Genomic DNA, 24,278 nt, shown 5'->3' with positions numbered 1-24,278 from the left:
CGCCGCGATGGAAAAAGGCATTTTTGCAGGACTCAAGGTTCTGGACTGCGCGAGCTTCATCGCGGCGCCCGCGGCGGCCACCGTGCTGTCCGATTTCGGCGCCGATGTCATCAAGATCGAGCCGCCCGGCGCTGGCGATCCCTACCGCAATCTGCCCAATCTGCCCGGCTATCCCACCGGCGAGCACAATTTCGCCTGGCTGCTCGAGGCCCGCAACAAGAAGAGCCTCGCGCTCGATCTCTCCAAGCCGGAGGCGCAGGCCGTGCTCTACAAACTCGTGGAGGAGGCCGACGTCTTCATCACCAACATGCCGCCGCCGGTGCGGACCAAGCTCGGCATCACCTATGACCATCTCGCCCATCTCAACGACCGGCTGATCTATGCCTCCTTCACCGGCTATGGCGAAAAGGGCGAGGAAGCCAACAAGCCCGGCTTCGACAGCAACGCCTATTGGGCGCGTTCCGGCCTGATGGACCTCGTCCGCGCCGATCCCAACACGACGCCGGCCCGCTCGGTCGCCGGCATGGGCGACCATCCCTGCGCCATGGCACTGTACAGTGCGATCGTCACCGCGCTTTATCAGCGCGAGAAGACCGGCAAGGGCTCGCATGTCGCCTCCAACCTGATGGCCAACGGCGTGTGGGCGGCAAGCGTGCTGGCGCAGGCAAAGCTCTGCGGCGCCAAGTTCGGCGAGCGACGCCCGCGCGAACGCGCGCTCAATGCGGTCGCCAACCACTATCAGTGCAAGGACGGCCGCTGGCTGATCCTGTCGCTGCTGAACGAGGAGAAGCAGTGGCCGACGCTCGCCAAATGCCTCGGACGAGAGGACCTGATCAACGATCCGCGCTTTGCCACCAAGCCCGACCGTCACGCCCGCTCGGTCGAGCTGATCAAGATCTTTGACGAAACCTTTGCGACCAGGGATCTCGCCGAATGGCGCAAGATCCTCGACGGCAATGGCCTGGTGTTCGGCATCGTCGCCATCCTGGACGACATCCCTGATGACAAGCAGATGCTCGACAACGAGGTGCTGGTGCCGTTCGAGAACGACACCATGCTCACCATCAACTCCCCGATCTGGATCGACGGCAGCAAAAAGGTGCAGCCGCGCAAGCCGCCCGGCGTCGGCGAGCACAGTGACGAAATCTTGCGTGGCGCGGGATACGACGAGGCTGAGATCAAGCAGCTGCGGGCGAAGGGGGCTGTGGGTTAAGGGGCGGATTTCTCCAACCCCGTAGCGCGGTATGATCATCGACAAAATCCAATGCCGCATGAGATCCCAAGCGGAGCGAGGCGAACTTGCGGCTCGGTCCGGGATTCAGTCGAAAGAGCTCTAACGCAGCGACAGCCATCCGAGCGTGAACAGGAGGCCGCAGATGATGACGAAGACCGCGACGGCCCAGGTGCTGACGCGGATGCTGCCGGTCACTTGCTTGGCTTCTTCATTGCGCGCAATCTGGCGATTGCGCTGCTTGTTGGCGTCGCTGGTGTCCGTCATGGATCATCCAAATCGGTTGGGGCGGCCTAACGCGTCTTGATGAAGCACATGCCAATGCGGTTTGAAGCCGCCGCAGCCTGACAGGTGAGACCTTTGGTACAGGTCCATGACGTAAAACTCTTGTCGGCCGTTCCCGATCCCACATTTTGCAGGGAACAATGCGCGCCCCAGCCGTCCTGATATTCGGTCCCGGCAAACTCCCGGCTGCCGCGTGTCTGCGGACGACTGGCAAATCCGCGTGAAAAATCAGGATGTTTGCCGGTCGCAAAGGCGGTCAGGATGTCGCGACGGCGGAGCTGGTCGCCGACAAAATGCGGCGAGGCCGGCACAATGGTGGCGGTCGACGCCCCCTCCGTCAGCCAATCCACGCCCGGAAAGTGAAACCCGCCGATGCCGCGGGTCTGATGGCAGCCGGAACAGGTGACATCGTTGAGACGGCGCTGGAAGCCCGCGACCGAGCGGATGTTCTCCATGCTGATGCCGCGCGCGGCCGCCTGTTTCAGCGCGCCGACGATGTCATCATCGGTGAAGACAGGATCGCTGTTGCGCTCGCCTTCAACCAAGCCGAACTCCGGCTGCAACGCTGAGCCATCGAGCCCGGCAGGCGTCGGCGCCACGGCCGCCTTGGCGAGATATTGCTCCGGGATCTGCACCGTGCCCCGGTCGAACGCGCGCAGATTCGCGGGCTCAAGCAGCCAGGCCTTGAAGTCGTGGCGGAGCGCGTCATCGGCCAGGATACGGTCGCGGTCGATCTGGTTCTCCAGCGTCGATTCCACGAAGGTCCTGGTGGCGCCGTCGTATTTGAACACCTTGAGCAGATAGTCGGAGCGGAAATCGTGCAGCGCCGATTTTGGCGCGATCGAGATCTGGATGTTGGTCTCGATGCGATCGATCATCGCATCGTAGGGCGCAGTGCGGCTGCCGATCAGGCTCTGCCAGTCGCCATTGTCGAGCCAGCGCCGCGCCAGTTCGGCGCAGGTGATGGGCTTGCCGCTTCCATCGGTCTGGCGCGCATCGCGCGCCTTCATCACCAGGTTCAACGTCATCGGCAGGCGCGTCGCGGTGCTGCCACCATCCGGCCCGGGCCCGAACCGCGCCAGGCGATAGATCAGCCGGATCTCGCCGCAGGATTCCTCCGAGACATAGGCGCGGTCCATGCGGTTGACGATGCCGGCCAGCACGAAGCGTGTGTCGGCGGATTTCAGACTGGAACGATCGAACAGCTGGACGTCGAAGCCGTCGCCGACGCCGATGGTCTCGCTCGCCGAAACCGCCTTGTGCCGGGCAATGTAGCGGTCGAACTCGGCATCGATGGCCGGCGGAATGTCCCTGAGCTGCGGCAGCCAGGCGAACAGCTGATCGTTCGTCAGCGGAAAATTCGCATTGCGTTCCGGCCAGAGCAGGCGCGAGATCGTCAGCACGTCGTCCTGATCGAGCCTCTTCAGCACATCAGGATCGGTGATCGCTGTGCCGCGGACGAGCAGCGCGTTCTCCGCTGCCGAGAGCGACATGACGCTGCCCAACAACAATATGCCAGCCAGGAGAATTCGCAGCGCGCGGCTCATGCCTCCACTAACACCGCGCCTGACAGCCTATTCAAGCAAAAAGGCGCCTCACACGGTGGTGAAGCGCCTCTTCGAAAGTCGCATATCGGACGTTTAGCGCGCGACGATCAGGCCTCGGGGCGTGACCACCACCCAGTGGCCGTCCTGGCGCCGGATCGCATCGACGCGGCCGAGACCGGGGATGGGATCGCCGGCATAAACCTCGTACAGGCCGCCCCGGCCTTCGATCAGCGCACCGCCATTGGCGACGTCGCGGAGCCTCCAGCCGTCGATCGTCGGCAGGCGACCGACTTCCGTCTTGACCTCGGTCTTGGGCGCGGCAGTCGCGGGAACCGGCACGGCAGCCGGCGCAGCAGCGGCCGTCGCGACCTGGGTCGGGGCCGGCGCGATCGTGCCAGTGGTCTCCTTCGCGGGCGCGGCGGCGGCCTGCACGGGGGCGGCCGGCGGCGTGGCGCGGAGCTTGTCGACGGTCTCCGACAGTTTCGCCAGCCTGGCCAACGGCTCGGCCTGCGCCTTCTCGAGCTTGTCGAGACGGTCATTGGCGCGGTTGAACTGGCTGAGGCCGGTCTTCGAAGTGTGCTCGACATTGGCCTTGAGCGCCACGATATCGGCATCGATCCGGGCGACGGAGGCATCCAGCGCGCTGGTATCGGCGACCTGGACCGGCGCCGGGCTGGCTGCGAAATGCATCATGCCGACGGTCGCAAGCGCGCCGCTGACGGCGCCGACGCAAGCCGCGATCGCGACGACCGCGGCCATCGCCGACAGGCGGCGCTTGCTGCCGGTGTCGCTGATCTCCTCGGCCTTGACATGCGGGGCGTACTCTTCGCGGTCCCAGGACCGCGCCGCCGGCGCCATCACGATCAGCCTGCCGGGATCTGCCTCTGCTTTGGTCTCAGTTCTGGTCTCGGGCTTGGGTTCGGCTTGAGCTTCGAACTTCGGGACCTCGATCTTTGGCGGCTCGACCTTCGGGGCATCCGCCTTGACCGGATCAGCCATTACCGGATCAGGTTTGGGCGGCGTCTCATGGTCGGGGGCGATCGAGGGGGCCTCGATGCCGGCGGCGGCGTCAACGGCGCCAGTCCGGTCGTTCGCCCGGTCATTGGTCCCTTGGCCGGCCAGGTCGGACATAGGTTCGCTCACGGCTCAAATACTCCAGTCTGGGTTGACCTTTTGGTAACTTTCATTGCTTGCGAATTCCTTACCTCGGGACCCGCTTACCGAAATTTTAGGAACTCGTCCGAGGCCGAATTGAGCCGGGAAAATGGAACCGGCGTGGCGGCGTGCAACAAATCGTCAGACGATGCTGCCCCGCGGCAGGCGGTGCGGGATTTGAACCAGCTGGATGTTTGAGGCAGGCTGTCGTCCTGGCTTTCGCCAGGACGACGTTGGAGCTCACATCACCACCGGCTTATCCGGCAGCTCGTTCGGATGCACCCCTCCCGGCGGGAAATGCTTCGCCAGTTCGCGCGACACCGCCGCGATGCCGGCGATCACGCCGCGCTCGAACTGGCCCGCGGCGAACTCGGCCTCCATCGCGCGGCAGATCGCTTCGCAGCCGGCCGCGCCCACCTTCGCATCGATGCCGCGATCGGCGATGATCTCGACGTCGCGGTCGGCGAGCAGCAGGTAGATCAGCACGCCGTTGTTATGCGCGGTATCCCAGATGCGCAAATGCGAGAACACATCGAGCGCGCGCTCGCGCGCGTGCTGATTGCGGAATAGCGGCCGGCCGTCGAGCGCGCCTTCGACGACGAAACGAACCTGGCCGGAATGCGTGGTTTCGCTTTGCTTGATCGCCTGCTCGATACGGTCGAGCACATCTTGCGGAAACACTTGCTTCGCGCGCCAATGGTGCTGGAGCAGATGCCTGGTGATACGCCCGATGCCCATGACTACCAGCTCCCCGAGGCGCCGCCGCCACCGAAGCTGCCGCCGCCCCCGCTGAAGCTGCCGCTGTCGCTGGACGACGACCCGCTGCTCCAGCCGCCGGAGGAGGAGCCGCTCGACCACGACCCGCCCCGCGACGGCCCTGTCGATGCCGGAAACAGATCGGCGATGAAGGACAGCACAAAGGCGATGATCCCGGCGAGCAGGGCCAGCGCACCGGATCCCAGAATGAGCAGTGCCAGGAGGCCGATCACGCCGCCGGTTGCGACCGAGCCCAGCAGCCGTCCCAGCAGCGAGCGCAGGATGCCGCCGACGATGAGTGAAGCAAACAGGGCGAACGGGGCAAGCGGCCCGATGTCGTCCAGATTGGCAAAATTCACGCTGCGCGAGGGAGCCGGCAGCGGCTCGCCGTCGACGACACGCATCATCCGGTCGACGCCGGCCGAGATGCCGCCGGCGAAATCGCCCTCCCGGAATTTCGGCGTGATGACCTCGTCGATGATCCGCCGCGACGTGACGTCGGTGAGCGCGCCTTCGAGGCCGTAGCCGACCTCGATGCGCAAGTGCCGGTCGTTCTTGGCGACCACCAGGATCGCGCCGTCGTCGACCTTCTTGCGGCCGATCTTCCAGGCCTCCGCGACGCGGATCGAGAACTGCTCGATCGTCTCCGGGTCCGTCGTCGGCACGATCAGCACCGCGATCTGGCTGCCCTTGCGCGTCTCGAAATCGCGCAGCTTCTGCGACAGCGCGGCGATGTCGCTGCTCGATAGCGTGCCGGTCTGGTCGACCACGCGGCCGGTGAGCTGGGGGACAGCGACGTCGGCGACGGCAAGTGAGGCGAAAGCTATGAGGAGCGTTGCGACGATCGCCGCACACCACACACGCAATGTCATCGCCCGGCTTGACCGGGCGATCCAGTATTCCAGATCCGCCGGCGAGATACGGAGAAGCCCCGGCGTACTGGATTTCGCGCGTGCCGCCTGCGCTAAAGCTTCGGCGCGCCCAAGACCGAAACCTAGGCGAAGCCTTGGCGTAGCCGGGTCGCGGGGAATGACGGCGGTGGGTGGGGTGAAGCCCATGCGTAACAGCGCGCCTACTTCGACGGCGCGGGCGCGGTGTTGAAGTCGACCTTCGGCGCGGTCGAGATTTCCTTCTCGTTCTCGACGGTGAAGTTCGGCTTTTCCTTGTAGCCGAACATCATCGCCGTGAGGTTGCTCGGGAATGAGCGAATGCTGACGTTATAATCCTGCACCGACTTGATGTAGCGGTTGCGCGCGACCGTGATGCGGTTTTCGGTGCCCTCGAGCTGCGACATCAGATCCTTGAACAGCGCATCCGACTTCAGCTGCGGATAGTTTTCCGTGACCACGAGGAGGCGCGACAGCGCGCTGGACAACTCGCCCTGGGCGGCCTGGAATTTCTGCAAGGCGGCGGGATCGTTCAGCACCTCGGGCGTCGCCTGGATGCTGCCGACCTTGGCGCGGGCATTGGTGACGCCGAGCAGCACGTCCTTCTCCTGCTGCGCAAAGCCCTTCACCGAGTTGACCAGGTTGGGCACGAGATCGGCGCGGCGCTGATACTGGTTCACCACCTCGGACCAGTTGGCCTTGATCTGCTCATCCTGGCTCTGGATCGCGTTGTAGCCGCAATTGGTGAGGCTGAGCGAGGCCAGCGCCGCCAGCACGGTCAGGATCTTGCGCATCAAATTTCTCCAGGTGGAATCGGCCCGCAAACTACCAGATCGAGCGCATACAACGCCAGATGTCCCGCGCGGACGCGCGCGACACGTAGCCGGCTGACGCAAGCCCCTTGCCTATCACCACGCGACATAGTCAACTCACGACAAACAAGACGAAAAACAGCAGGGGAGCGCGCCATGTCCTCGTTCGAGACCATCCTCGTGGAGCGGCCGGAGCCGGCGATCGCCCGGCTCGTGATGAACCGCCCCGACGCGCGCAACGCGCAGAATCTGCAAATGACCTACGATCTCAACGCCGCCTTCGACGAAGCGGTTCAGGACGATACGGTCAAGGTCATCATTCTCGCCGGCAACGGCCCGCACTTCTCCTCCGGTCATGACCTGCGCCCCGGGGCTAAGAATGCCGCGGGCACAGACTTTCCGCCGATAGGACATTGGGGCGGCTTTGCCGAGGCGAACGCCCACGGCCGCTTTGCGCGCGAGCAGGAAATATATCTCCAGATCACGCGGCGCTGGCGCAATCTGGCGAAGCCGACCATCGCGGAAGTGCACGGCAAATGCATTGCGGGCGGCCTGATGCTGGCCTGGGCCTGCGACCTCATCGTCGCCAGCGATGATGCGCAGTTTTGCGACCCCGTCGTCACCATGGGCGTTTGCGGTGTCGAATGGTTCGCGCATCCCTGGGAACTCGGCCCGCGCAAGGCCAAGGAATTCCTGTTCACGGCCGACAGCTGGAGCGCCGAGGAGGCGCACCAGCTCGGCATGGTCAACCAGGTCGTGCCGCGCGCGGAATTGCCCGCACGCGTGCTGGAACTGGCGCGGCGGATCGCGTCAAAGCCGTCCTTTGCGCTGAAGCTGACCAAGGAAGCGGTGAACCGTTCCGTCGACGTGATGGGGCAGCCCGCCGCAATCGATCAGGCCTTTGCCCTGCATCAGCTCTGTCATGCCCATAATCTTCAGGAGTTCGGCATGGTGGTCGATCCATCCGGATTGCATCCCTCAGTGCGCAAGCCGGCCGCCGCGGAATAAGCGCCATGGATCTCAATCTCAGTGACGAGCAAAAGCTGCTGCGCGAGAGCGCGGAGCGCTTCGTGGCCGAGAGCTACGATGCCGACCACCGCCGCAAGATGACGAACGATCCGCTCGGCTTCAGCCCTCATGTGTGGAAACAGTTCGCCGAGCTCGGCTGGCTGGCGCTGCCGATCCCGGAAGAGTTTGGCGGGCTCAGTGGCGGTCCGATCGAGATCGGCATCTTGATGGAAGCCTTTGGCCGCGGGCTGGTGTGCGAGCCCTATGTCGCGACGGTCGTGCTTGGCGCCGCGCTGATCGAGCGATGCGGCAGCACGGCGCAGAAGCAGGCGAGCCTGCCCAAGATCGCGGACGGCTCAATGAAGCTCGCCTTCGCGCATTCCGAGCGGGCCGCGCGGTTCGATCTCGCCAAGATCGTGACATCAGCGACCAAGTCAGCCAACGGCTGGCGCCTGACCGGCAGCAAGATCGCCGTGCTCGACGGCCATGCCGCCGACGAGATCATCGTCTCCGCGCATCTGCACGATCATCGCGGACCCTCGGGACGGATCGGCCTGTTCCTGGTGCCGGCGACCGCCTCTGGCCTTGCGATCTCCGACTATCCGCGCCTCGGCGGCGGGCGCGCGTGCAACATCGAGCTGTCCGACCTGCATTTGTCGGAGGATGCACTGCTCGGTGACGGCAACGACGCGCTGCCGGCGATCGAATGGGCCGTCGATCGCGCGATGGCTGCGCTTGGTGCGGAGGCCGTCGGCATCATGCAGACCCTGCTCGACACCACGCTCGAGTACACCAAGATCCGCAAGCAGTTCGGCCGGCCCCTGTCCGCCAACCAGGTGATCCGCCATCGCCTCGCCGATATGGCGATCCAGCTCGACGAGGCACGCTCGATGGCGCTGCGCGCCGCGCTGAAGGCGGATAGCGCGCCGGTTGAGCGGGCCCGCGCAGCTTCGGCCGCCAAGGCGAAGATCGGCAAATGCGCCCGCTTCGTGGGCGAGCAGTCGATCCAGCTTCATGGCGGCATGGGCGTCACCGAGGAGCTCGAGGTCGGCGCCTATTTCAAGCGGCTCGTCGCCTTCGACACGCTGTTCGGCGGCACCGCGCACCACTACAGCCGCCACGCCGAGCTTGGCCGCAGCACCGCTTCGGCCTGAGAGGAGCGCATCATGGACCTGTCGTTCAATGCCGAAGAGCGCGCCTTCCAGAGCGAGGTGCGCAGCTTCATTGCGAAGAATCTCACCGACGAGATGAAGCGCGCGACCGCTCTGACGCCGTCGGTGTTCTCCGATCCCGATATCGGCATGGCCTGGCAGCGCGCGCTGCACGACCGCGGCTGGGGCGCGCCGGGCTGGCCGGTCGAATATGGCGGTCCCGATTGGACCCCGGCGCAGCGCTGGATCTTCGAGAGCGAATGTGCACGCGCCGGTGTGCCGAATGTGAATGTGATGGGCGTGAAGATGGTCGGCCCCGTCATCATCGGCTTCGGCAGCCCTGAGCAGAAGAATTTCTACCTGCCGCGGATTCTCTCCGGCGAGGATTATTGGTGCCAGGGCTATTCCGAACCGGGCTCCGGCTCGGACCTGTCGTCGCTGAAGACGCGCGCTGTGCGCGACGGCGACGACTACATCGTCAACGGCACCAAGATCTGGACCACGCATGCCCACCACGCCAACCGCATGTTCGCGCTGGTGCGCACCAGCGACGGCCCGCGGCAGCAGGACGGCATCAGCTTCATCCTGATCGACATGAAGACGCCCGGGATCACCACGCGCCCGATCCTCACCATCGGCGGCGACCACGAGGTCAACCAGGTGTTCTTCGACGACGTGCGCGTGCCCGTGGCCAACCGGGTCGGCGATGAAGGCAAGGGCTGGACCTATGGCAAATACCTGCTCGAATTCGAGCGCGGCTCCGGCATTGCATCAGCCAAGCTGCGCGAGGGGCTGCGCGCGATCACCGAGCTCGCGGAGTCCGATCTGACGGGGCGCGCCATCGACAGCCCCGATATCGCGACCCGCATCTCCGAGGTCGAGATCGACATCGACGCGCTTGAAATGACCGAACTGCGCGTGCTCTCCGCGCTGCAGACCGGACAAAATCCCGGAGCGGTCTCGTCAATCCTGAAGCTGCGCAACAGCGAGATCCGGCAGGCCGTGACGCGGCTAGGGGTCGACGTGATCGGCCACGACGCGCTCGCCGTCGAGCCGATGCGCCCGCTCTACAAGCTCAATCACGAGCCCGCGCTGCCCGAGGAGATGTTGACGGTGGTGCCGGAATATCTCAACGGCCGCGCCTACACGATCTTCGGCGGCACCTCGGAGATCCAGCGCGATATTATCGCGAAGATGATGCTGGGGATTTGAGGGGCGCATCTCTCTCGCCCGTCATTGCGAGGAGCCCTTGCGACGAAGCAATCCAGACTGCTTCCGCGGAGGGATTCTGGATTGCTTCGCTGCGCTCGCAATGACGCGTGATTAAAAGTCTTAGCTCGCCTTCGCGTCCCTGATCGCCTTCCAGATCTTCTGCGGCGTCAGTGGCGTGTTGAGCTGGGTGATGCCGAGTTCGGCGAGTGCGTCCATCACGCCGTTGGTGACGCAGGGCGGGCCGCCGATGGCGCCGGATTCGCCGCAGCCCTTGGCGCCGAGCGGATTGGTGCGGCAGGGCGCGGAATCGTCCAGCGTCACCACGATCGGCGGCACGTCGTCGGCGCGGGGGATGCAATAGTCCTGGTAGCTCGCGGTGAGGAGCTGGCCGTCGGCATCGTAGGAGACGCCTTCATACAGCGCCTGGCCGATGCCTTGCGCGACGCCGCCATGGATCTGCCCTGTCACCAGCATCGGGTTCACGGCAACGCCGACATCGTCGACGGTGGTGTAGCGCACGACCTTGGACACGCCAGTCTCAGGGTCGATCTCGACCTCGCAGATATGGGTGCCGTTCGGCCAGCTCGGCCCGTCAACCTCACCTTCGGAATCGACGCTGAGCCTGGCGCCGGTCTCCTTCTCCGCGAGATCGAACAGGCTGATGCGGCGGTCGGTGCCGACCACGGTGAGCATGCCGCCCTGATATTCGATGTCCTCGATCGAAGTCTCCAGCACGTTGGCCGCCTTTTCGCGCGCCTTCTGGATCAGGTCGTTGGAGGAGACCGCAACGGCAGTGCCCCCGACGAACAGCGAACGCGAGCCGACGCTGCCAAAACCCATCGCGAGATCCGTGTCACCCTGCACGACGTCGATCTTGTCCATGGCGATCCCGAGCGTGTCGGAGATCATCTGGGTGTAGGTGGTCTGCAGCCCCTGCCCCATCGCCATGGTGCCGGAATGCAGGACGACGCGGCCCTGCGCGGTCGCGTGCAGGCTGACCTTCTCGGTATGGGCGCGGCCGCCGGTCCATTCGATGTACGACGTGAGGCCACGACCATAAAGCAGGCCCTTCTTCTTCGCGGCCTTCTTGCGCGCGACGAAGCCGTCCCAGTCTGCAAGCTTCGCGGCCCGGTCGAGCATGTGCGCGAAGGCACCGGAATCGTAAACCTGCCCGACTGCATTGGTGTAGGGCAGTTGACCGGGCTTGATGTAGTTTGCCTTCCGGATTGCGCGCGGATCCATGCCGATTTTTCGCGCGGCAGCGTCCAACAGGCGCTCGACGATGAAGACCGCTTCGGGGCGACCAGCACCACGATAGGCTCCGACCGGCGCAGTGTGGGTCATCACCGACTTGACCTCGAAATGCACCAGCGGCAGGTCATAGACGCCGGTCTGCACGAACGGTCCAAGCACCAGCGGAATGATGTTCGCGGCGCCCGACGAGTACGCGCCGGTGCAACCGATCGACTTGACGCGATAGGCCAGCACCTTGCCTTTCTCGTCCAGCGCGAAGGACGCGGTCGAAGTGAGATCGCGGCCATGGGTGCCGCCGACGAACTCGTCGGTGCGATCGCCGCGCCAGCGGATCTTCTTGTTCAGCTTGGTCGCGACATAGGCGACGATGCCGTCTTCCGGATAGAGGTTGGTCTTCTGGCCAAAGCCGCCGCCGATGTCGCCGACGAGCACGCGCACGCTGTCCTTGGGACGCTTCAGCACGGCTTCGGCGAGCACGTCGCGGGTCGAGGCCGGGGTCTGCGACTGCACATGCAGCAGGAGACGGCCGGTCTTCTTGTCGATCTCGGCAATGGTCGAGCGCGGCTCCATGGCGGAGGGCACCAGACGCTGGCTGACGAGATCGAGCTCGACGGTGTACGCGGCCTTGGCAAAGGCCTCATCCACCTTGGCGGCGTCGCCATAGCTCATCGCGCCGACAATGTTGTCGGGCGCGTCAGGCCACACCACCGGCGCACCGGGCTTGACGGCCTCGACGGGATCGACCACGGCGGGCTGCACGTCGTATTCGATCACAATCGCCTCGGCCGCGCTCTGGGCCTCCGCACGCGACGACGCCACCACTGCCGCCACCGCCTCGCCGGTGTAACGCACCACGTCATGAGCGAGCAGTCGCCGCGGCGGCACCGTCATCGGCTTGCCATCGGGCCGCTTGAAGATGCTGAGCGTCGGAATGGTGCCGATATCGTCCTTGATCAGATCGGCGCCGGTGTAGATCGCGGTGACGCCAGGCATCGACGCGGCAGCGCCGGTGTCGATCGAGATGATCGTCGCGTGCGCGTGTGGCGAGCGCAGCACGTGCAACCACAGCGCGCCATCTTCCGGCTTGTCGTCGATGAATTGCCCCTTCCCGGTGAGCAGCCGCTGGTCTTCCAAACGCTTGACGGGCTGGCCTGCTCCGAAACGCAAATTGCCGGGAAGAATGTTCATTCCGTGGGGTCCTCGGGGTGTCTTGAAACGCGGGCAGCCTTTTAGCGGATCGATCGGGAGCATGCCAGCCACGGTTTTAGGCGGTCGGACCACGGATTTGTCATGCCCCGAAGATCATCGTCATTCCGGGGCGTCCGAAGGACGAACCCGGAATCTCGAGATTCCGGGTTCGATGCTGCGCATCGCCCCGGAATGACGATCACCGCAGCTCTCGCAACGCCGCTTCCACCACCTTGCGCGCATCGGCCGTGAGCGGCGCCTGCGGCGGGATGGGATCGCCGACGTCGTAGCCCTGGATCGCAAGGCCAGCCTTGATGCAGGCGGCAAGGTTGAAGCGGGCGAAGGCCTCGTTGATGCGCCACAGCCGGCGCTGCAGCGCCATGGCCTCGCCCCAGCGGCCCGCCTGGCAAAGGTCGTAGAGCGCAACGCTCTGGCGCGGGATGATGCAGGCCGGCCCCGCCATCCAGCCGAGGCCACCGATCAGCATCACTGCGGCCGGGATATGGGCGGAGGCCGAGAACACGCGCAAGGAATCGCCGCAGCGGTTCATGATCGAGAGCAGCCGCCCGGTGTTGGTCGAGGCGTCCTTGATGTAGCCGATGCGCGGATGCTCGGCGAGGCGCGCGATGACGTCGAGGGTGAGGTCGGAGCGCTGGAATTGCGGATTGGTGTAGATGACGACGGGAATGTCCACGGCATCGGCGATGCTGCGGAAATAGGATTCGACCTGGGCGTCAGGAAGCGGAAAATAGGCTTCGAGGATTGCCAGGATGCCGTCGGCACCAAGCTTTTGATAGGCCTGCGCCTGCGCCACCGCATCGGCCGTCGAGGTTGAGGCGACGCCCGCCACAACTGGCACGCGGCGCTTCGCAGCCTCGATCGTGGTCTGCACAACCGCCATCCGCTGCGCGGCATTGAGATAGGCGAACTCGCCGGTCGAGCCGAGCGGTGTCAGCCCATGCACACCGGCGCCGATCAGATCGTCGCAGAGCCTTGCGAGCACATCGGTCCGCACCGCGCCATCAGCACTGACGGGCGAGACGAGATAGGGGAAGACGCCGCGAAAATCGGTCATGTCGGGAAAAAGTCCGGGGGAAGCTGAGTCCAGTCTGGCAGCGCGCGATCCATCGCGTGCTACCATGGGGTCCTATTGCCAGCAAGCACGCGGGCCGCTCACACCTTCAGCAATCGCACCCGCGTGCCCCAGGGGTCGACGGCCTCGATGCCGTCAGGCAGTTGCACGACGCGCGCGCCGCCCTTGCGCAGGCGTTCTTCCTGCGCGGCGAGGATGTCCTGCTTTTCCGTCACGAGCGAGAACCAGGCGAGTCCGGTCATCGCATCGTCGCGCTGGCCGGCGCCCTCGCTCTGCCAGACGTTCATGCCGAGATGGTGGTGATAGCGCCCGGACGACAGGAACGCGGCGCCGCCCCGGCTGCGGGTCGGGTCGAGGCCGACAGCGCCATGGTAAAAACTGTGCGCCTGCGCGAGATCGCCGACGCGCAAATGCATGTGGCCGACGCGCAGGCCATCCGGCGCCCTGGCATAGTCGCTGACGCGCGTGTTGGTCAGCGACAGCAGGTCGGGAATGTTGAGCTCGTCGGTCGCCATCTTCACGCTGCCCTCGCTCCACTGCCATTGCGCGGGATCGCGGTCGGCATAGACCTCGATGCCGTTGCCTTCGGGGTCGTCGAGGTAGACGGACTCGCTGACGAGATGATCGGCAAAGCCCGACAGCGGCACCCGATGCGAGGCAGCATGGACCAGCCAGCGCGCGAGGTCTTTTCGCGTCGGCATCAGGAAGGCGGTGTGATAGAGGCCGGCGGCGTTGCGCGGCTCGATCGCGGCGTCGGGACGGGCTTCCAGCACCAGCAGCGTGATACCTGACGTGCCGAGCTTCGCGGCGCTGCCTGAGCGCGCCATCACGGTAAGCCCGATCACGTCGCGGTAGTAATCGGCCACTTTATCGAGATTTTTCACCCGCAGCGTCACCATGCCGATCCGCATCGGCGTGCGACTGGCGTAGGTTGGCCCACCGCCTTGGGGATTGCCCTCGGCGCGCGCCGCGCCGGCCGCAGCCATCGCGAGCGAGCTGGCGCCGGCCAGTTGAAGCAGGGTACGGCGGGTGAGGTCGATGGTCATCGGTCGGGGCTCGCTGAAAATGGTTTGGGGCCGTCAGGCGCGATTGGCAGATTGCTACACGTTGCCATGAGGAGTTCCCAATCACATGTTGGTCGGCTACGGCCCTGAAGGACTGGCCACCCGGCCAGTTCCACAATTGGCCGCGAGGTACCAGATTGAGGACAGCTTAGGGAGCCCTCCATGACCGACCTCACCCCCCTCACCTTGCTGTCATCGGCGCTGGCGGATGTCGTGGCGCGGATCGCGCCGTCCGTTGTCTCAGTCCATTCGCATCGTTCCGGCTCGACCGGCTTCGTCTGGAAGCCCGGCCTGATCGTCACCGCCGACGAGGCGCTGGCCGACGAGGGCGATGTCCAGATCGTGCTCGCCGATGGCAGCACGGTTGCCGCCACGATCGTCGGCCGCGACCACACGACCGATATCGCGCTGCTGCGCGCTGAAACCAATATTGCCCCGGTCAAGCTGGCCGCGACTGTGCCCGCTCTCGGTGCGCTCTCGGTCGTGGTCGCCACCAACAGGGATGCGCCGAGTGCGGCGCTGGGGATGGTATCCGTCTCAGGCCAGGGCTGGCGCTCCTTGCGCGGCGGCGAGATCGATGCGCGGATCGAGCTCGATGTTCGCCTCCGTTCGAGCCAGGAGGGCGGCCTTGCCCTCGATGCTTCCGGCGAGGCCTTTGGCATGGCCGTGCTCGGACCGCGGCGCGTGCTGGTGATTCCGACGGCGACGATCGAGCGGGTCGCAGCCCAGCTGGAGACGCGCGGCCGCATTGCGCGGGGATATCTCGGGCTCGGACTGCAGCCGCTGCGGCTCGATGACGGCATCGGCGCGATGGTGATGAATGTCGACAAGGCCGGTCCAGCGGCCAGCGCCGGCATCCGCCAGGGCGACGTGATCGTGGCGGTCAACGACCAGAAGCTATCAGGCGTGCGCGCATTGTTGCGGACGCTGGGACCCGCCAGCGTCGGCCGGGTGGTCGATCTCGCGGTCCGCCGTGGCGGCGAACCGGCGAGCTTCAGGGTCACGATCGGCGAGAGGCCCGAGGCGTGAGCGCGGACATCTCGCCTGATATCGTGCTGTCGCTCGAGATCGACGATCCAGCGCTCGCCGACCGCCTCGCGACACTGCTCGGCAGTGTCGCGGGGCTTCGCGTTGCCGCGCCCGGCGAGGCCGCCAATGCGACGATCGTCGCCCGCGATCCGCGTGTCATGCCCGAGGATATCGCGCTGACGCAGCGCGAGCTCGACGTGCTGGCGCTGATGGCCGAAGGCGCCTCCAACAAGATGATCGCGCGCCGGCTCAACATCTCCGTGCATACCGTGAAATTCCACGTCGGCTCGCTGCTCGACAAGCTGGATGCGACCGGCCGCACCGATGCGGTGGCACACGCGGCGCGCCGCGGCGTGATCGAGCTCTGAGCAGCGCGCCTCAGGGGACAATTGCGGCCTCCGCGAGCGCGCGCATGCGGTCAGTATCGACAACGCGGCCATGGCTGATGACGACACGCGGCGGCGCATGAAAGCGCAATGCCTCGGTGACGTCGCCCTGGTCGAGGATGACGAGATTGGCTGCGCAGCCGAGGCCGAGGCCGTAGCGCTCGAGGCCGAGCGCCGCGGCGGCGCGCGTGGTGATCATGTCGTAGAGCGTCTCGAGCTCGCTCTTCTTCGTCATCCACAGCAGGTGCGAGGCCAGGAACGCCACCTCCAGCATGTTGTTGCGGCCGAGCGGATAATAGGCGTCGGAAATATCGTCCTGGCCGAGACAGACATTGATCCCGGCGCCCAGCAGCTGCTTGACCCGCGCATGCAGCGGGCCGGTGTGGGGGTCGCTGACGACGCTGACACGGGCCTTCCCGAGCAGGACCATCAGCTCGCGAAGATAGTTCTCGGGATAGAGCGCCATGGCGCGGCAATGATGAGCGAGCGCCCGGCCCTCCATGCCACGCGCGATCACCGCGCGCGCCATCATGTCGAGCGTGCGCATATTGGCATCGCCGACGTCGTCGAGCAGCATCGAGATGTCGGCGCCGTGCTCGGCGGCAAGGTCGAAGCAGAAATCGATGTGGCGGCGCATGTCCTGCTCGTTGGCCTCGATCCAGGGGATGCCGCCGACGATATCGGCCCCCGATGCCATCGCCTCGCACATCAGGCCGTCGGCCCCTCGCTCGCGCAACAGGCCGTCCTGCGGGAACGCGACCACCTGGATCTCGACGATGCCGCGAAACTCCTCGCGGATGGCGAGCAGCGCCTTGACGCCCTCGAGCCTCGCCTTGGTGTCGACATCGGCGAAGGCACGGATATGGAGATTGCCGTGGAGCGCCGCAAGCGCCACCGCGCGCCGCGCGTTCGGAATGATCCAGGAGGCGTCGTAGCTGCTCTTGACCACCGCCGCGAGCTCGATCGCCTTCGCCGCCTCGGTCATGTCGACGCCCTGATAGGCCTCCAGCGCCGCCTCCGACATCATCGGCAGGGTCCAGACCTTGCAAAGATGCAGATGCGGATTGACGAACGCCGACGTCACCAGGCCGCCTCGGGCATCGATGACGGATTGCGCGGCGTGATCGAGCCGGTCGCCGATCGCCGAGATCACGCCGTCGGTCATCGCGATGTCGACGAGCTCGCGGCTGCGCATGCGCGCGTTGGTGATGACGAGATCAGGCAGGCTTGGCATGGCAGGACTCTCACGCGATACATTTGCGATCATGCAAGTTGGGTGCCGGGCCGGTGCGGCGGAAAATCGAGGCGGACCTTCAAGCCCGGACCATTGTCATGCAACATGATCTCGGCGCCATGGAGGCGGGCCACGGCCGCGACCAGGCTCAGCCCCAGACCATTGCCCGGGGTGTAGCGGCTCTGCTCGAGCCGATAGAAGCGCTTGAATACGTGGTCGCGCTGGTCGGCCGGAATGCCCTCGCCGTCGTCGGCGATCGTAATCGAGGCGCCGCTCTCGGTGCCTTGGCAGATCACCGTCACCTTTCCACCTGGACGGCCATGCTTGATGGCGTTGTCGACCAGATTGGCGATCGCATCGAACAGCAGGTCGCGGTCGCCTGTGACGGCGACCTCGCGCTCGCCAGTGAGGCTCAGGCGCGTTGCGACCTGCTCGGCAGCGGCGTCGTAGAGTTCAACCACCTCGCCGGCGATCTCGGCCAGATTGAGCGGGCGAAACGCGCTGCGGCGGGCGCGGGTCTCGATCTCCGAGATCCGGGTGATCGAGGCGAACATCCCGAGCACGGCATCGAGGTCGGCGATGGTGTCGCCGATCAGGGCGGCGTCGGCCGCATCGTTGCGCGGAGCATGATAGGCCTTTTCCAGTCGGCCCCGCATCCGCGTCAGCGGCGTGCGCAGATCATGGGCGACATTGTCGCTGACCTGCTTGACCTCGCCCATCAGCGTCTCGATGCGATCGAGCATCTGGTTGAGGTTTTCGGCGACGCGGTCCCATTCGTCGTGGCTGCCGCGCAAGGGAATGCGCCGGTCGAGGCCCGAGAGCATGATCGCGCGGCTGGTGGCATTGATCTCCTCGATCCGCCCGACCGTGCGCCGCGTCACCAGCACGGCCGCGACGCCCGACAGCACGACCAGCAGCACGGCGACGGCGATCGTCGCCAGCTCGAGCATCGCGACGAAGCCGGAGTGGTCGCCGGCATCGCCGACGCGGCTGCGCACATAAGCGAGCGTGCCGACATAGACGTAGGCCATGATCGCCGCGACGATCAGGCCGAAGATCGCGATCGCGATCAGTGCCAGGCGGAAGGTCGAGGACCGGAGCGTGTTAGCCAGGAGCACGGAGGCAATATCCGATGCCGCGGATGGTGTGGATCAATGGATAGGCCTGGGCATCGTCGACCTTGCGGCGGACGCGTCCGACATAGACGTCGATGATGTTGGTGGAGGGATCGAAATGCAGGTCCCAGACGTGCTGCAGCAGCATCGCGCGGGAGACGACGCGGCCCTCATTGCGGACGAGATATTCGAGCAATTGGAATTCGCGCGGCAACAGCGGGATCTTGCGGCCGAGCCGGCTGGCATTGCGCGCGATCAAATCGACGGCGAGGTCGCCGACGCGCAGGATCGTTTCCTTGGCGATGGTCTCGCTGCGGCGGCCGAGGGCCTCGAGGCGCGCGAGCAGCTCGACGAAGGAGAACGGCTTGACGAGGTAATCGTCGCCGCCGGCACGCAAGCCGCGCACGCGCTCGTCGACCTCGCCGAGTGCGGAGATGATCAGGAACGGCGAGGCAACGCCGTCGTCGCGCATCTGCCGCATCACGGTGATGCCATCGATGTCGGGCAGCATGCGGTCGATGGTGATGACGGCATAGTCGCGTGCGGCGCCGTGGCTGAGGGCTTCGCGCCCTGTGGCGGCGAGATCGACCTCATAGCCTGATGTCGTCAGTTCCTCGACCAGCTGGCCTGCGGTTTCCGGATCGTCCTCGACGACAAGGATGCGGCGATGGCCTCCGGTCATGACAAACTCCGCGCGACGATCGCCACCAGATTATCCCGTTCCGGGGCTGAGCGGAACCACCCGGTGGCGATCGCGACAATGGTGCGGACCGGCGATGCTAGTACCAACTGTCCCCGCACACATTGACCCATTGCCAGCCATAGGGCGTCCAGCTCCTGCGCCAACAGCCGTCGTCGTAATAGTTGGCGTAGTAGAACGGCGCGCCGAACACGGCAAACCGGTGGAAGCGATGATGCCGGAAGAAGAAGGCGTGGCGGCCGATGAAGGGCCTGCCGTGCCAGCCGCCGCCGACGAAACGCGGCCCGATCGCCGCATGGGCGAAACGCACGCCACCGAAGCCAGGTCCGCCGGCATGGGCGAAGCGAGCCCCGCCGAAGCCTGGTCCACCGACGTGGGCGAAGTGTGCACCGCCCATGCCGCCGACATGCATGCCACCGAAGCCGCCGGCGCGCATGCCGCCGCCACCGAAGTGGCCACCACCGCCGAAGCCGCCGTGACCGCCGCCTCCGCCGCCACCTCGGGCCAGCACCGGTGAGCCCAGCGCCATCGCTGCAGCGATCGCTCCCGCAGCGAGGCCCTTGAGAAGCCTGTTGTCCATCGAAGCATCCTCCGTGCTGCGCGGCGATATCGCTGCCGCACCGGAGGGATCAGAGAGGAACGGACGGGCAGCTTCAACTTACAAGCGCGCCAGATTCTGACGCCGAAGTTAGGATGGGGCTCCCCCCGTCATTGCGAGCGTAGCGAAGCAATCCAGGGTGCTTCCGCGGAGGGATTCTGGATTGCTTCGCTGCGCTCGCAATGACGGCGTGGATAGGGCGCGATCCCATCTCTCCCCGCAGAACAGCGGCCAAGAGGTTAGAACATCACACCCGCTTGCCGTTGTTCTTCTCCGCGGCCCGGCGCATCGCCTCGGCGAGCGCACCGCCGCCGCTGGAGGATTCCTGCTTGCGCGGGGCCGAGGACATCATGCGGTTGGTGTTGCGCGTGTTGTCGCGCTGCATGCCGGGGGCGTCCTTCTTGGGCCCGACCTCGTCATCGAGGCGGAGCGTCAGCGAGATGCGTTTGCGGGCGACCTCGAAGTCCAGCACCTTCACCTTGACGATGTCGCCGGGCTTCACTACCTCGCGCGGATCCTTGATGAAGGTCTTGGACATCGCCGAGATGTGCACCAGGCCGTCCTGGTGCACGCCGATGTCGACGAAGGCGCCGAAGGCGGCGACGTTGGTCACGGTACCCTCCAGGATCATGCCCTTCTGAAGGTCCTTGATCTCCTCGACGCCCTCCTTGAACACCGCGGCCTTGAATGCCGGACGCGGATCGCGGCCCGGCTTTTCCAGTTCCTTCAAGATGTCGGTGACGGTCGGCAGACCAAAGGTCTCGTCGACGAAATCCTTCGGCTTCAAGGTGCGCACGATTTCGCTCGAGCCGATCAGCGCCTTGATGTCGCTCTTGGTCGCCGCGAGGATGCGGCGCACCACCGGATAGGCTTCCGGATGCACGCCGGAAGCATCGAGCGGGTCCTCGCCACCGAGGATGCGCAAAAAGCCCGCGCACTGCTCGAACGCCTTTGGACCGAGGCGCGGCACGTCCTTCAGCGCCTTGCGCGACTTGAACGGGCCGTTGGCGTCGCGATGCGCCACGATGCTCTGGGCGAGGCCCGAGCCGACGCCCGACACGCGCGCGAGCAGCGGCGCAGAGGCGGTGTTGACGTCGACGCCGACCGCGTTCACGCAGTCTTCGACCACGGCATCGAGCGATTTGGCGAGCTTGGCCTGGCCGAGATCGTGCTGATACTGGCCGACGCCGATCGCCTTGGGCTCGATCTTGACGAGCTCGGCGAGCGGATCCTGCAAGCGGCGGGCGATCGAGACCGCGCCGCGGAGCGTGACGTCGAGGCCGGGCAATTCCTCCGATGCGAACGCCGAGGCGGAATAGACCGACGCGCCCGCTTCCGACACCACGATCTTGCTCATCTTCAGCTCGGGGAGACCCTTGACCAGCTCGGTTGCGAGCTTGTCGGTCTCGCGCGAGGCGGTGCCGTTGCCGATCGCGATCAGCTCGACGCGGTGCTTGATCGCGAGTCGGCCGAGCGTTGCCAGCGACTCGTTCCACTGCCGCTGCGGCTCGTGCGGGTAGATCGCGGTGGTGTCGACCACCTTGCCGGTGGCATCGACGACAGCAACCTTGACGCCGGTGCGGTAGCCGGGATCGAGCCCCATGGTGACGCGGGTGCCGGCGGGCGCCGCCAGCAGCAGGTCGCGCAGGTTCGAGGCGAACACGCGCACGGCCTCGGTCTCGGCCGCGTTCCACAGCCGCATGCGCAAATCGATGTTGAGATGCACCTGGATCTTGGTGCGCCAGGCCCAGCGCACGGTGTCGATCAGCCAGCGGTCGCCGGGACGCTTGAGGTCGGCGATGCCGAACCGCTTCATGATCTTCAGCTCGTAGGCGCCTGGCACGCCGGCGGGCGGCGCTTCCTCGGCCTGGATCTGGAGATCGAGGATCTCTTCCTTCTCGCCGCGGAACATCGCCAAAATTCTATGCGAGGGGAGTTTCGTCAGCGGCTCTGAGAAGTCGAAATAGTCGGCGAATTTTTCGCCCTCGGTCTTCTTGCCGTCGCGCACCTTGGAGGCCATGCGCGCATTGCTCCACATGTCCTCGCGCAAGGCCCCGATCAAATCGGCGTCCTCGTCGAAGCGTTCGACCAGGATGGCGCGGGCGCCGTCGAGCGCAGCCGCGGCATCTGCAACGCCCTTCTCGGCATTGATGAAGCTTTCTGCGACGATCTTGGGATCGCTCGCGGGGTCCGCCATGAGCTGGTTGGCGAGCGGCTCGAGGCCGGCTTCCTTGGCGATCTCCGCCTTGGTGCGGCGCTTCGGCTTGAACGGCAGATAGATGTCTTCGAGACGAGCCTTGCTGTCCGCGGCCATGATCGAGGCTTCCAGCGCGGCATCGAGCTTGCCCTGCTCGCGGACCGATTCGAGGATGGCCTTGCGGCGGTCCTCGAGCTCGCGCAGGTAAACCAGGCGCTCCTCCAGGGTGCGCAATTGCGCGTCGTCGAGCGCACCGGTCGCTTCCTTGCGGTAGCGCGCGATGAAGGGAACCGTGGCGCCGCCGTCGAGCAGCGTCACTGCCGCCTCGACCTGCTCCGCCCGTACCCCAAGCTCCTGCGCAATTTTCTGGTTGATATTGGCCACGCGAGATTTCCTCTCTATTCCCAAGCACGCGACGCAGACCGAAATCCGGCCGCGGGACGCCGCTTATGGACCAACCGAGGTTGATTCATCAAGGTGCGGGGCGCAACCGTCGACAGAGGATTTTTTTGTTGCCTTGATGCGATCTCGCCACAATCGTTGGGGCGGCGAGGCCAGATAGCGGAAGTTGAGGCACAAGCTCCCTCCACTCGTCATTGCGAGGAGCTCTTGCGACGAAGCAATCCGGAATCCCTCCGCGGAAAGACTCTGGATTGCTTCGCTACGCTCGCAATGACGGAGCAAGGAGTTGCATTGCATTCTCCGACAGACATTTCGACTTGCAGGCACGCCATCGCGCTCCCGGGCGCATTTCGCCCGAGTTTTGCTCTGCATTCACAAATCCAAATTTCGGTAAAGTGGAATACTTTTGAGTAGATGGCTTGACGCATTGCGAAACAGGAGTCGACGGCAGCCGCTCCCACCCCGTCATTCCGGGGCGCGCCGCTTGGCGCGAGCCTGGAATCCATTCACCGTCACAGCGCGCTGCACGATGGATTCCGGGTTCGCGCTGCGCGCGCCCCGGAATGACGGTCGGGGCTTGTTGTCCCTGATATCGCTGCGCTCCGTCCGGCTACGGCCTTGACATCCACCTCGGTTCTGCGGCTGGCTGGCGCGCCGGCTACCGAACTTCATAGGACACTCCATGCGCACCACATCGGTCGGCGTCTTCAAGATCGCCACCAAGGGCCCCGGCGATGTCTCCGGACTGATGCGGCTGATCGAGCAAGGCGCGATCGATCCCACCTCGATCCTGGCGATCCTCGGCAAGACCGAGGGCAATGGCGGCGTCAATGATTTCACCCGGGAATATGCCGTCGCGGCGCTGTGCAACGCGCTGGCGCCAAAACTCGCGCTGACACCTGAAGCGGTCGAGCAGCGCATCGCCTTCGTGATGTCGGGCGGGACCGAGGGCGTGCTCAGCCCGCACCTCACGGTGTTCACGCGCCAGCAGGTCGAAACGCCGCCCGCCGGCATGCCCGGCAAGCGCCTGAGCATCGGCATGGCACAGACCCGCGATTTCCTGCCCGAGGAGCTCGGCCGTTCCGCACAGATCAGCGAGACCGCGAGCGCGGTGAAGGCCGCGATGGCGGATGCCGGCATCAGCGATGCCACTGATGTTCATTTCGTCCAGATCAAATGCCCGCTGCTGACCAGCGAGCGTGTCGAGGCGGCCGCCGCGCGCGGCCACAAGACGGCGACGATCAGCGCCTACAGCTCGATGGCCTATTCGCGCGGCGCCTCGGCGCTTGGTGTTGCAGTCGCGCTCGGCGAGATCGCGTCAGATATCCGCGATGAGGACGTGTTGCGGCGCTACGACCTGTTCTCGAAGGTGGCCTCGACTTCTTCAGGGATCGAGCTGATGCACAACGTCGTCATCGTGCTCGGCAATTCGGGGACCTCCGCGAGCGAATTCGAGATCGCGCACGCCGTGATGAGCGACGCCATCGATGCCGCCGCGGTGACTGAGGCGCTGGGTAGCGTCGGAATAAGGCCTGGCGCGCAGGCAAAAGCAGGCCGCGAGCTCGTCAACGTCTTCGCCAAGGCGGAGGCTTCGCCTGACGGCACCGTGCGCGGCCTCCGCCACACCATGCTCGAGGACACCGACATCAGCTCGACACGCCACGCCCGCGCGGCCGTCGGCGGCCTGATCGCCGGCCTTGCCGGGACCAGCGCGGTCTACGTCTCCGGCGGCGCCGAGCATCAGGGACCTGCCGGCGGCGGCCCGGTTGCGGTGATCGCGCGGCTCTCCTAAAGCGCGATTGACATCGCGCTTTAGCTTGTTGTTTGAGCATGATCTCAGCGCAAACGCGTTCCGCGTTTGTCGCGGGAAAACCGCTTCACACTTTGCGCTAACGCGGCCCTCCGGGTCCGGATCATGCTTTATGAGAGGCCACCCCTCCGCGCGGCGCAACCCTGCCCTTCGCGCCGGCTCAG

General features: G+C 65.6%; 21 protein-coding genes. 7 read left to right on the top strand and 14 right to left on the bottom strand.

Features of this window, described 5'->3' with window-relative positions:
* Positions 1 to 7 precede the first annotated feature (7 nt).
* Positions 8 to 1,213, top strand: a complete 1,206-nt coding sequence (locus tag ACNJX9_RS09075) for a CaiB/BaiF CoA transferase family protein (RefSeq protein WP_057744661.1) — start codon at positions 8 to 10, stop codon at positions 1,211 to 1,213.
* A gap of 120 nt (positions 1,214 to 1,333) precedes the next feature.
* On the opposite strand, the gene ACNJX9_RS09070 is transcribed toward ACNJX9_RS09075, so the two are convergent.
* The 6 genes from ACNJX9_RS09070 to ACNJX9_RS09045 all read right to left on the bottom strand — a co-directional run bounded on the left by ACNJX9_RS09070 (position 1,334) and on the right by ACNJX9_RS09045 (position 6,655).
* A complete protein-coding gene (locus tag ACNJX9_RS09070; RefSeq protein ID WP_439408503.1) occupies positions 1,334 to 1,498 on the bottom strand; it encodes a hypothetical protein in 165 nt (54 codons plus the stop codon).
* A gap of 26 nt (positions 1,499 to 1,524) precedes the next feature.
* Positions 1,525 to 3,063 (bottom strand): hypothetical protein, encoded by a 1,539-nt coding sequence (locus ACNJX9_RS09065; protein ID WP_439408502.1) that lies wholly within the window; start codon positions 3,061 to 3,063, stop codon positions 1,525 to 1,527.
* Positions 3,064 to 3,156: 93 nt separating this feature from the next.
* On the bottom strand, positions 3,157 to 4,194 hold the full coding sequence (locus tag ACNJX9_RS09060; protein WP_439410029.1) for a hypothetical protein: 1,038 nt from the start codon (positions 4,192 to 4,194) through the stop codon (positions 3,157 to 3,159).
* A 264-nt stretch (positions 4,195 to 4,458) separates the two neighbouring features.
* Positions 4,459 to 4,956: a TPM domain-containing protein gene (locus tag ACNJX9_RS09055; protein ID WP_439408501.1), complete on the bottom strand. Its 498-nt coding sequence runs from the start codon at positions 4,954 to 4,956 to the stop codon at positions 4,459 to 4,461.
* Positions 4,957 to 4,958: 2 nt separating this feature from the next.
* Entirely contained in the window at positions 4,959 to 5,846 is an 888-nt protein-coding gene (locus ACNJX9_RS09050) for a TPM domain-containing protein (RefSeq protein WP_439408500.1), read from the bottom strand.
* Positions 5,847 to 6,046: 200 nt separating this feature from the next.
* Entirely contained in the window at positions 6,047 to 6,655 is a 609-nt protein-coding gene (locus tag ACNJX9_RS09045; RefSeq protein WP_057744646.1) for a LemA family protein, read from the bottom strand.
* Positions 6,656 to 6,829: 174 nt separating this feature from the next.
* Between ACNJX9_RS09045 and ACNJX9_RS09040 the strand changes: the two genes are divergently transcribed.
* From ACNJX9_RS09040 to ACNJX9_RS09030, 3 genes are read left to right on the top strand one after another with little or no spacing between them, the layout of a single operon-like run.
* On the top strand, positions 6,830 to 7,681 hold the full coding sequence (locus ACNJX9_RS09040; RefSeq protein WP_439408499.1) for an enoyl-CoA hydratase: 852 nt from the start codon (positions 6,830 to 6,832) through the stop codon (positions 7,679 to 7,681).
* Positions 7,682 to 7,686: 5 nt separating this feature from the next.
* Positions 7,687 to 8,835 carry an acyl-CoA dehydrogenase family protein gene (locus ACNJX9_RS09035; protein ID WP_439408498.1) on the top strand — a complete coding sequence of 383 codons (1,149 nt, stop codon included), beginning with the start codon at positions 7,687 to 7,689 and terminating at the stop codon, positions 8,833 to 8,835.
* Positions 8,836 to 8,847: 12 nt separating this feature from the next.
* Entirely contained in the window at positions 8,848 to 10,044 is a 1,197-nt protein-coding gene (locus ACNJX9_RS09030; RefSeq protein ID WP_439408497.1) for an acyl-CoA dehydrogenase family protein, read from the top strand.
* 120 nt (positions 10,045 to 10,164) lie between these two features.
* Here the strand turns inward: ACNJX9_RS09030 and ACNJX9_RS09025 are convergent, their stop codons facing one another.
* The 3 genes from ACNJX9_RS09025 to ACNJX9_RS09015 form a co-directional block, all read right to left on the bottom strand.
* Complete coding sequence (locus tag ACNJX9_RS09025; RefSeq protein WP_439408496.1) at positions 10,165 to 12,486, bottom strand: xanthine dehydrogenase family protein molybdopterin-binding subunit; 2,322 nt, start codon at positions 12,484 to 12,486, stop codon at positions 10,165 to 10,167.
* Between the two features lie 199 nt (positions 12,487 to 12,685).
* Positions 12,686 to 13,561: a dihydrodipicolinate synthase family protein gene (locus ACNJX9_RS09020; RefSeq protein WP_439408495.1), complete on the bottom strand. Its 876-nt coding sequence runs from the start codon at positions 13,559 to 13,561 to the stop codon at positions 12,686 to 12,688.
* A gap of 98 nt (positions 13,562 to 13,659) precedes the next feature.
* Entirely contained in the window at positions 13,660 to 14,625 is a 966-nt protein-coding gene (locus ACNJX9_RS09015; protein ID WP_439408494.1) for a VOC family protein, read from the bottom strand.
* Between the two features lie 180 nt (positions 14,626 to 14,805).
* Here ACNJX9_RS09015 and ACNJX9_RS09010 point away from each other — a divergent pair, with 180 nt between their 5' ends.
* Positions 14,806 to 15,672, top strand: a complete 867-nt coding sequence (locus ACNJX9_RS09010) for a S1C family serine protease (protein ID WP_439408493.1) — start codon at positions 14,806 to 14,808, stop codon at positions 15,670 to 15,672.
* A complete protein-coding gene (locus ACNJX9_RS09005; protein ID WP_439408492.1) occupies positions 15,669 to 16,040 on the top strand; it encodes a response regulator transcription factor in 372 nt (123 codons plus the stop codon). The genes ACNJX9_RS09010 and ACNJX9_RS09005 overlap by 4 nt, the downstream gene beginning before the upstream one ends.
* A gap of 10 nt (positions 16,041 to 16,050) precedes the next feature.
* Here the strand turns inward: ACNJX9_RS09005 and ACNJX9_RS09000 are convergent, their stop codons facing one another.
* The 5 genes from ACNJX9_RS09000 to ACNJX9_RS08980 form a co-directional block, all read right to left on the bottom strand.
* Positions 16,051 to 17,292 carry an amidohydrolase family protein gene (locus tag ACNJX9_RS09000; protein WP_439408491.1) on the bottom strand — a complete coding sequence of 414 codons (1,242 nt, stop codon included), beginning with the start codon at positions 17,290 to 17,292 and terminating at the stop codon, positions 16,051 to 16,053.
* A gap of 29 nt (positions 17,293 to 17,321) precedes the next feature.
* Entirely contained in the window at positions 17,322 to 18,410 is a 1,089-nt protein-coding gene (locus ACNJX9_RS08995) for a sensor histidine kinase (protein WP_271598397.1), read from the bottom strand.
* Positions 18,397 to 19,089, bottom strand: a complete 693-nt coding sequence (locus ACNJX9_RS08990) for a response regulator transcription factor (RefSeq protein WP_439408490.1) — start codon at positions 19,087 to 19,089, stop codon at positions 18,397 to 18,399. The genes ACNJX9_RS08995 and ACNJX9_RS08990 overlap by 14 nt, the downstream gene beginning before the upstream one ends.
* A 97-nt stretch (positions 19,090 to 19,186) precedes the next feature.
* Positions 19,187 to 19,687, bottom strand: coding sequence for a hypothetical protein (locus tag ACNJX9_RS08985; protein WP_439408489.1), 501 nt, complete (start codon positions 19,685 to 19,687; stop codon positions 19,187 to 19,189).
* 265 nt (positions 19,688 to 19,952) lie between these two features.
* Positions 19,953 to 22,286 (bottom strand): Tex family protein, encoded by a 2,334-nt coding sequence (locus ACNJX9_RS08980; protein ID WP_439408488.1) that lies wholly within the window; start codon positions 22,284 to 22,286, stop codon positions 19,953 to 19,955.
* Positions 22,287 to 22,986: 700 nt separating this feature from the next.
* Here ACNJX9_RS08980 and ACNJX9_RS08975 point away from each other — a divergent pair.
* The gene (locus ACNJX9_RS08975) at positions 22,987 to 24,096 is read left to right on the top strand and encodes a ring-opening amidohydrolase (RefSeq protein WP_057744603.1); all 1,110 of its coding nucleotides are present in this window, start codon (positions 22,987 to 22,989) and stop codon (positions 24,094 to 24,096) included.
* Positions 24,097 to 24,278 lie beyond the last annotated feature (182 nt).

This window comes from Bradyrhizobium sp. BLXBL-03, from assembly GCF_051853015.1.
Classification (GTDB): Bacteria; Pseudomonadota; Alphaproteobacteria; order Rhizobiales; family Xanthobacteraceae; genus Bradyrhizobium; species Bradyrhizobium manausense.
The sequence above is the reverse complement of the archived record's forward strand: the minus strand, read 5'-3'. Positions and strand labels throughout refer to the sequence as shown.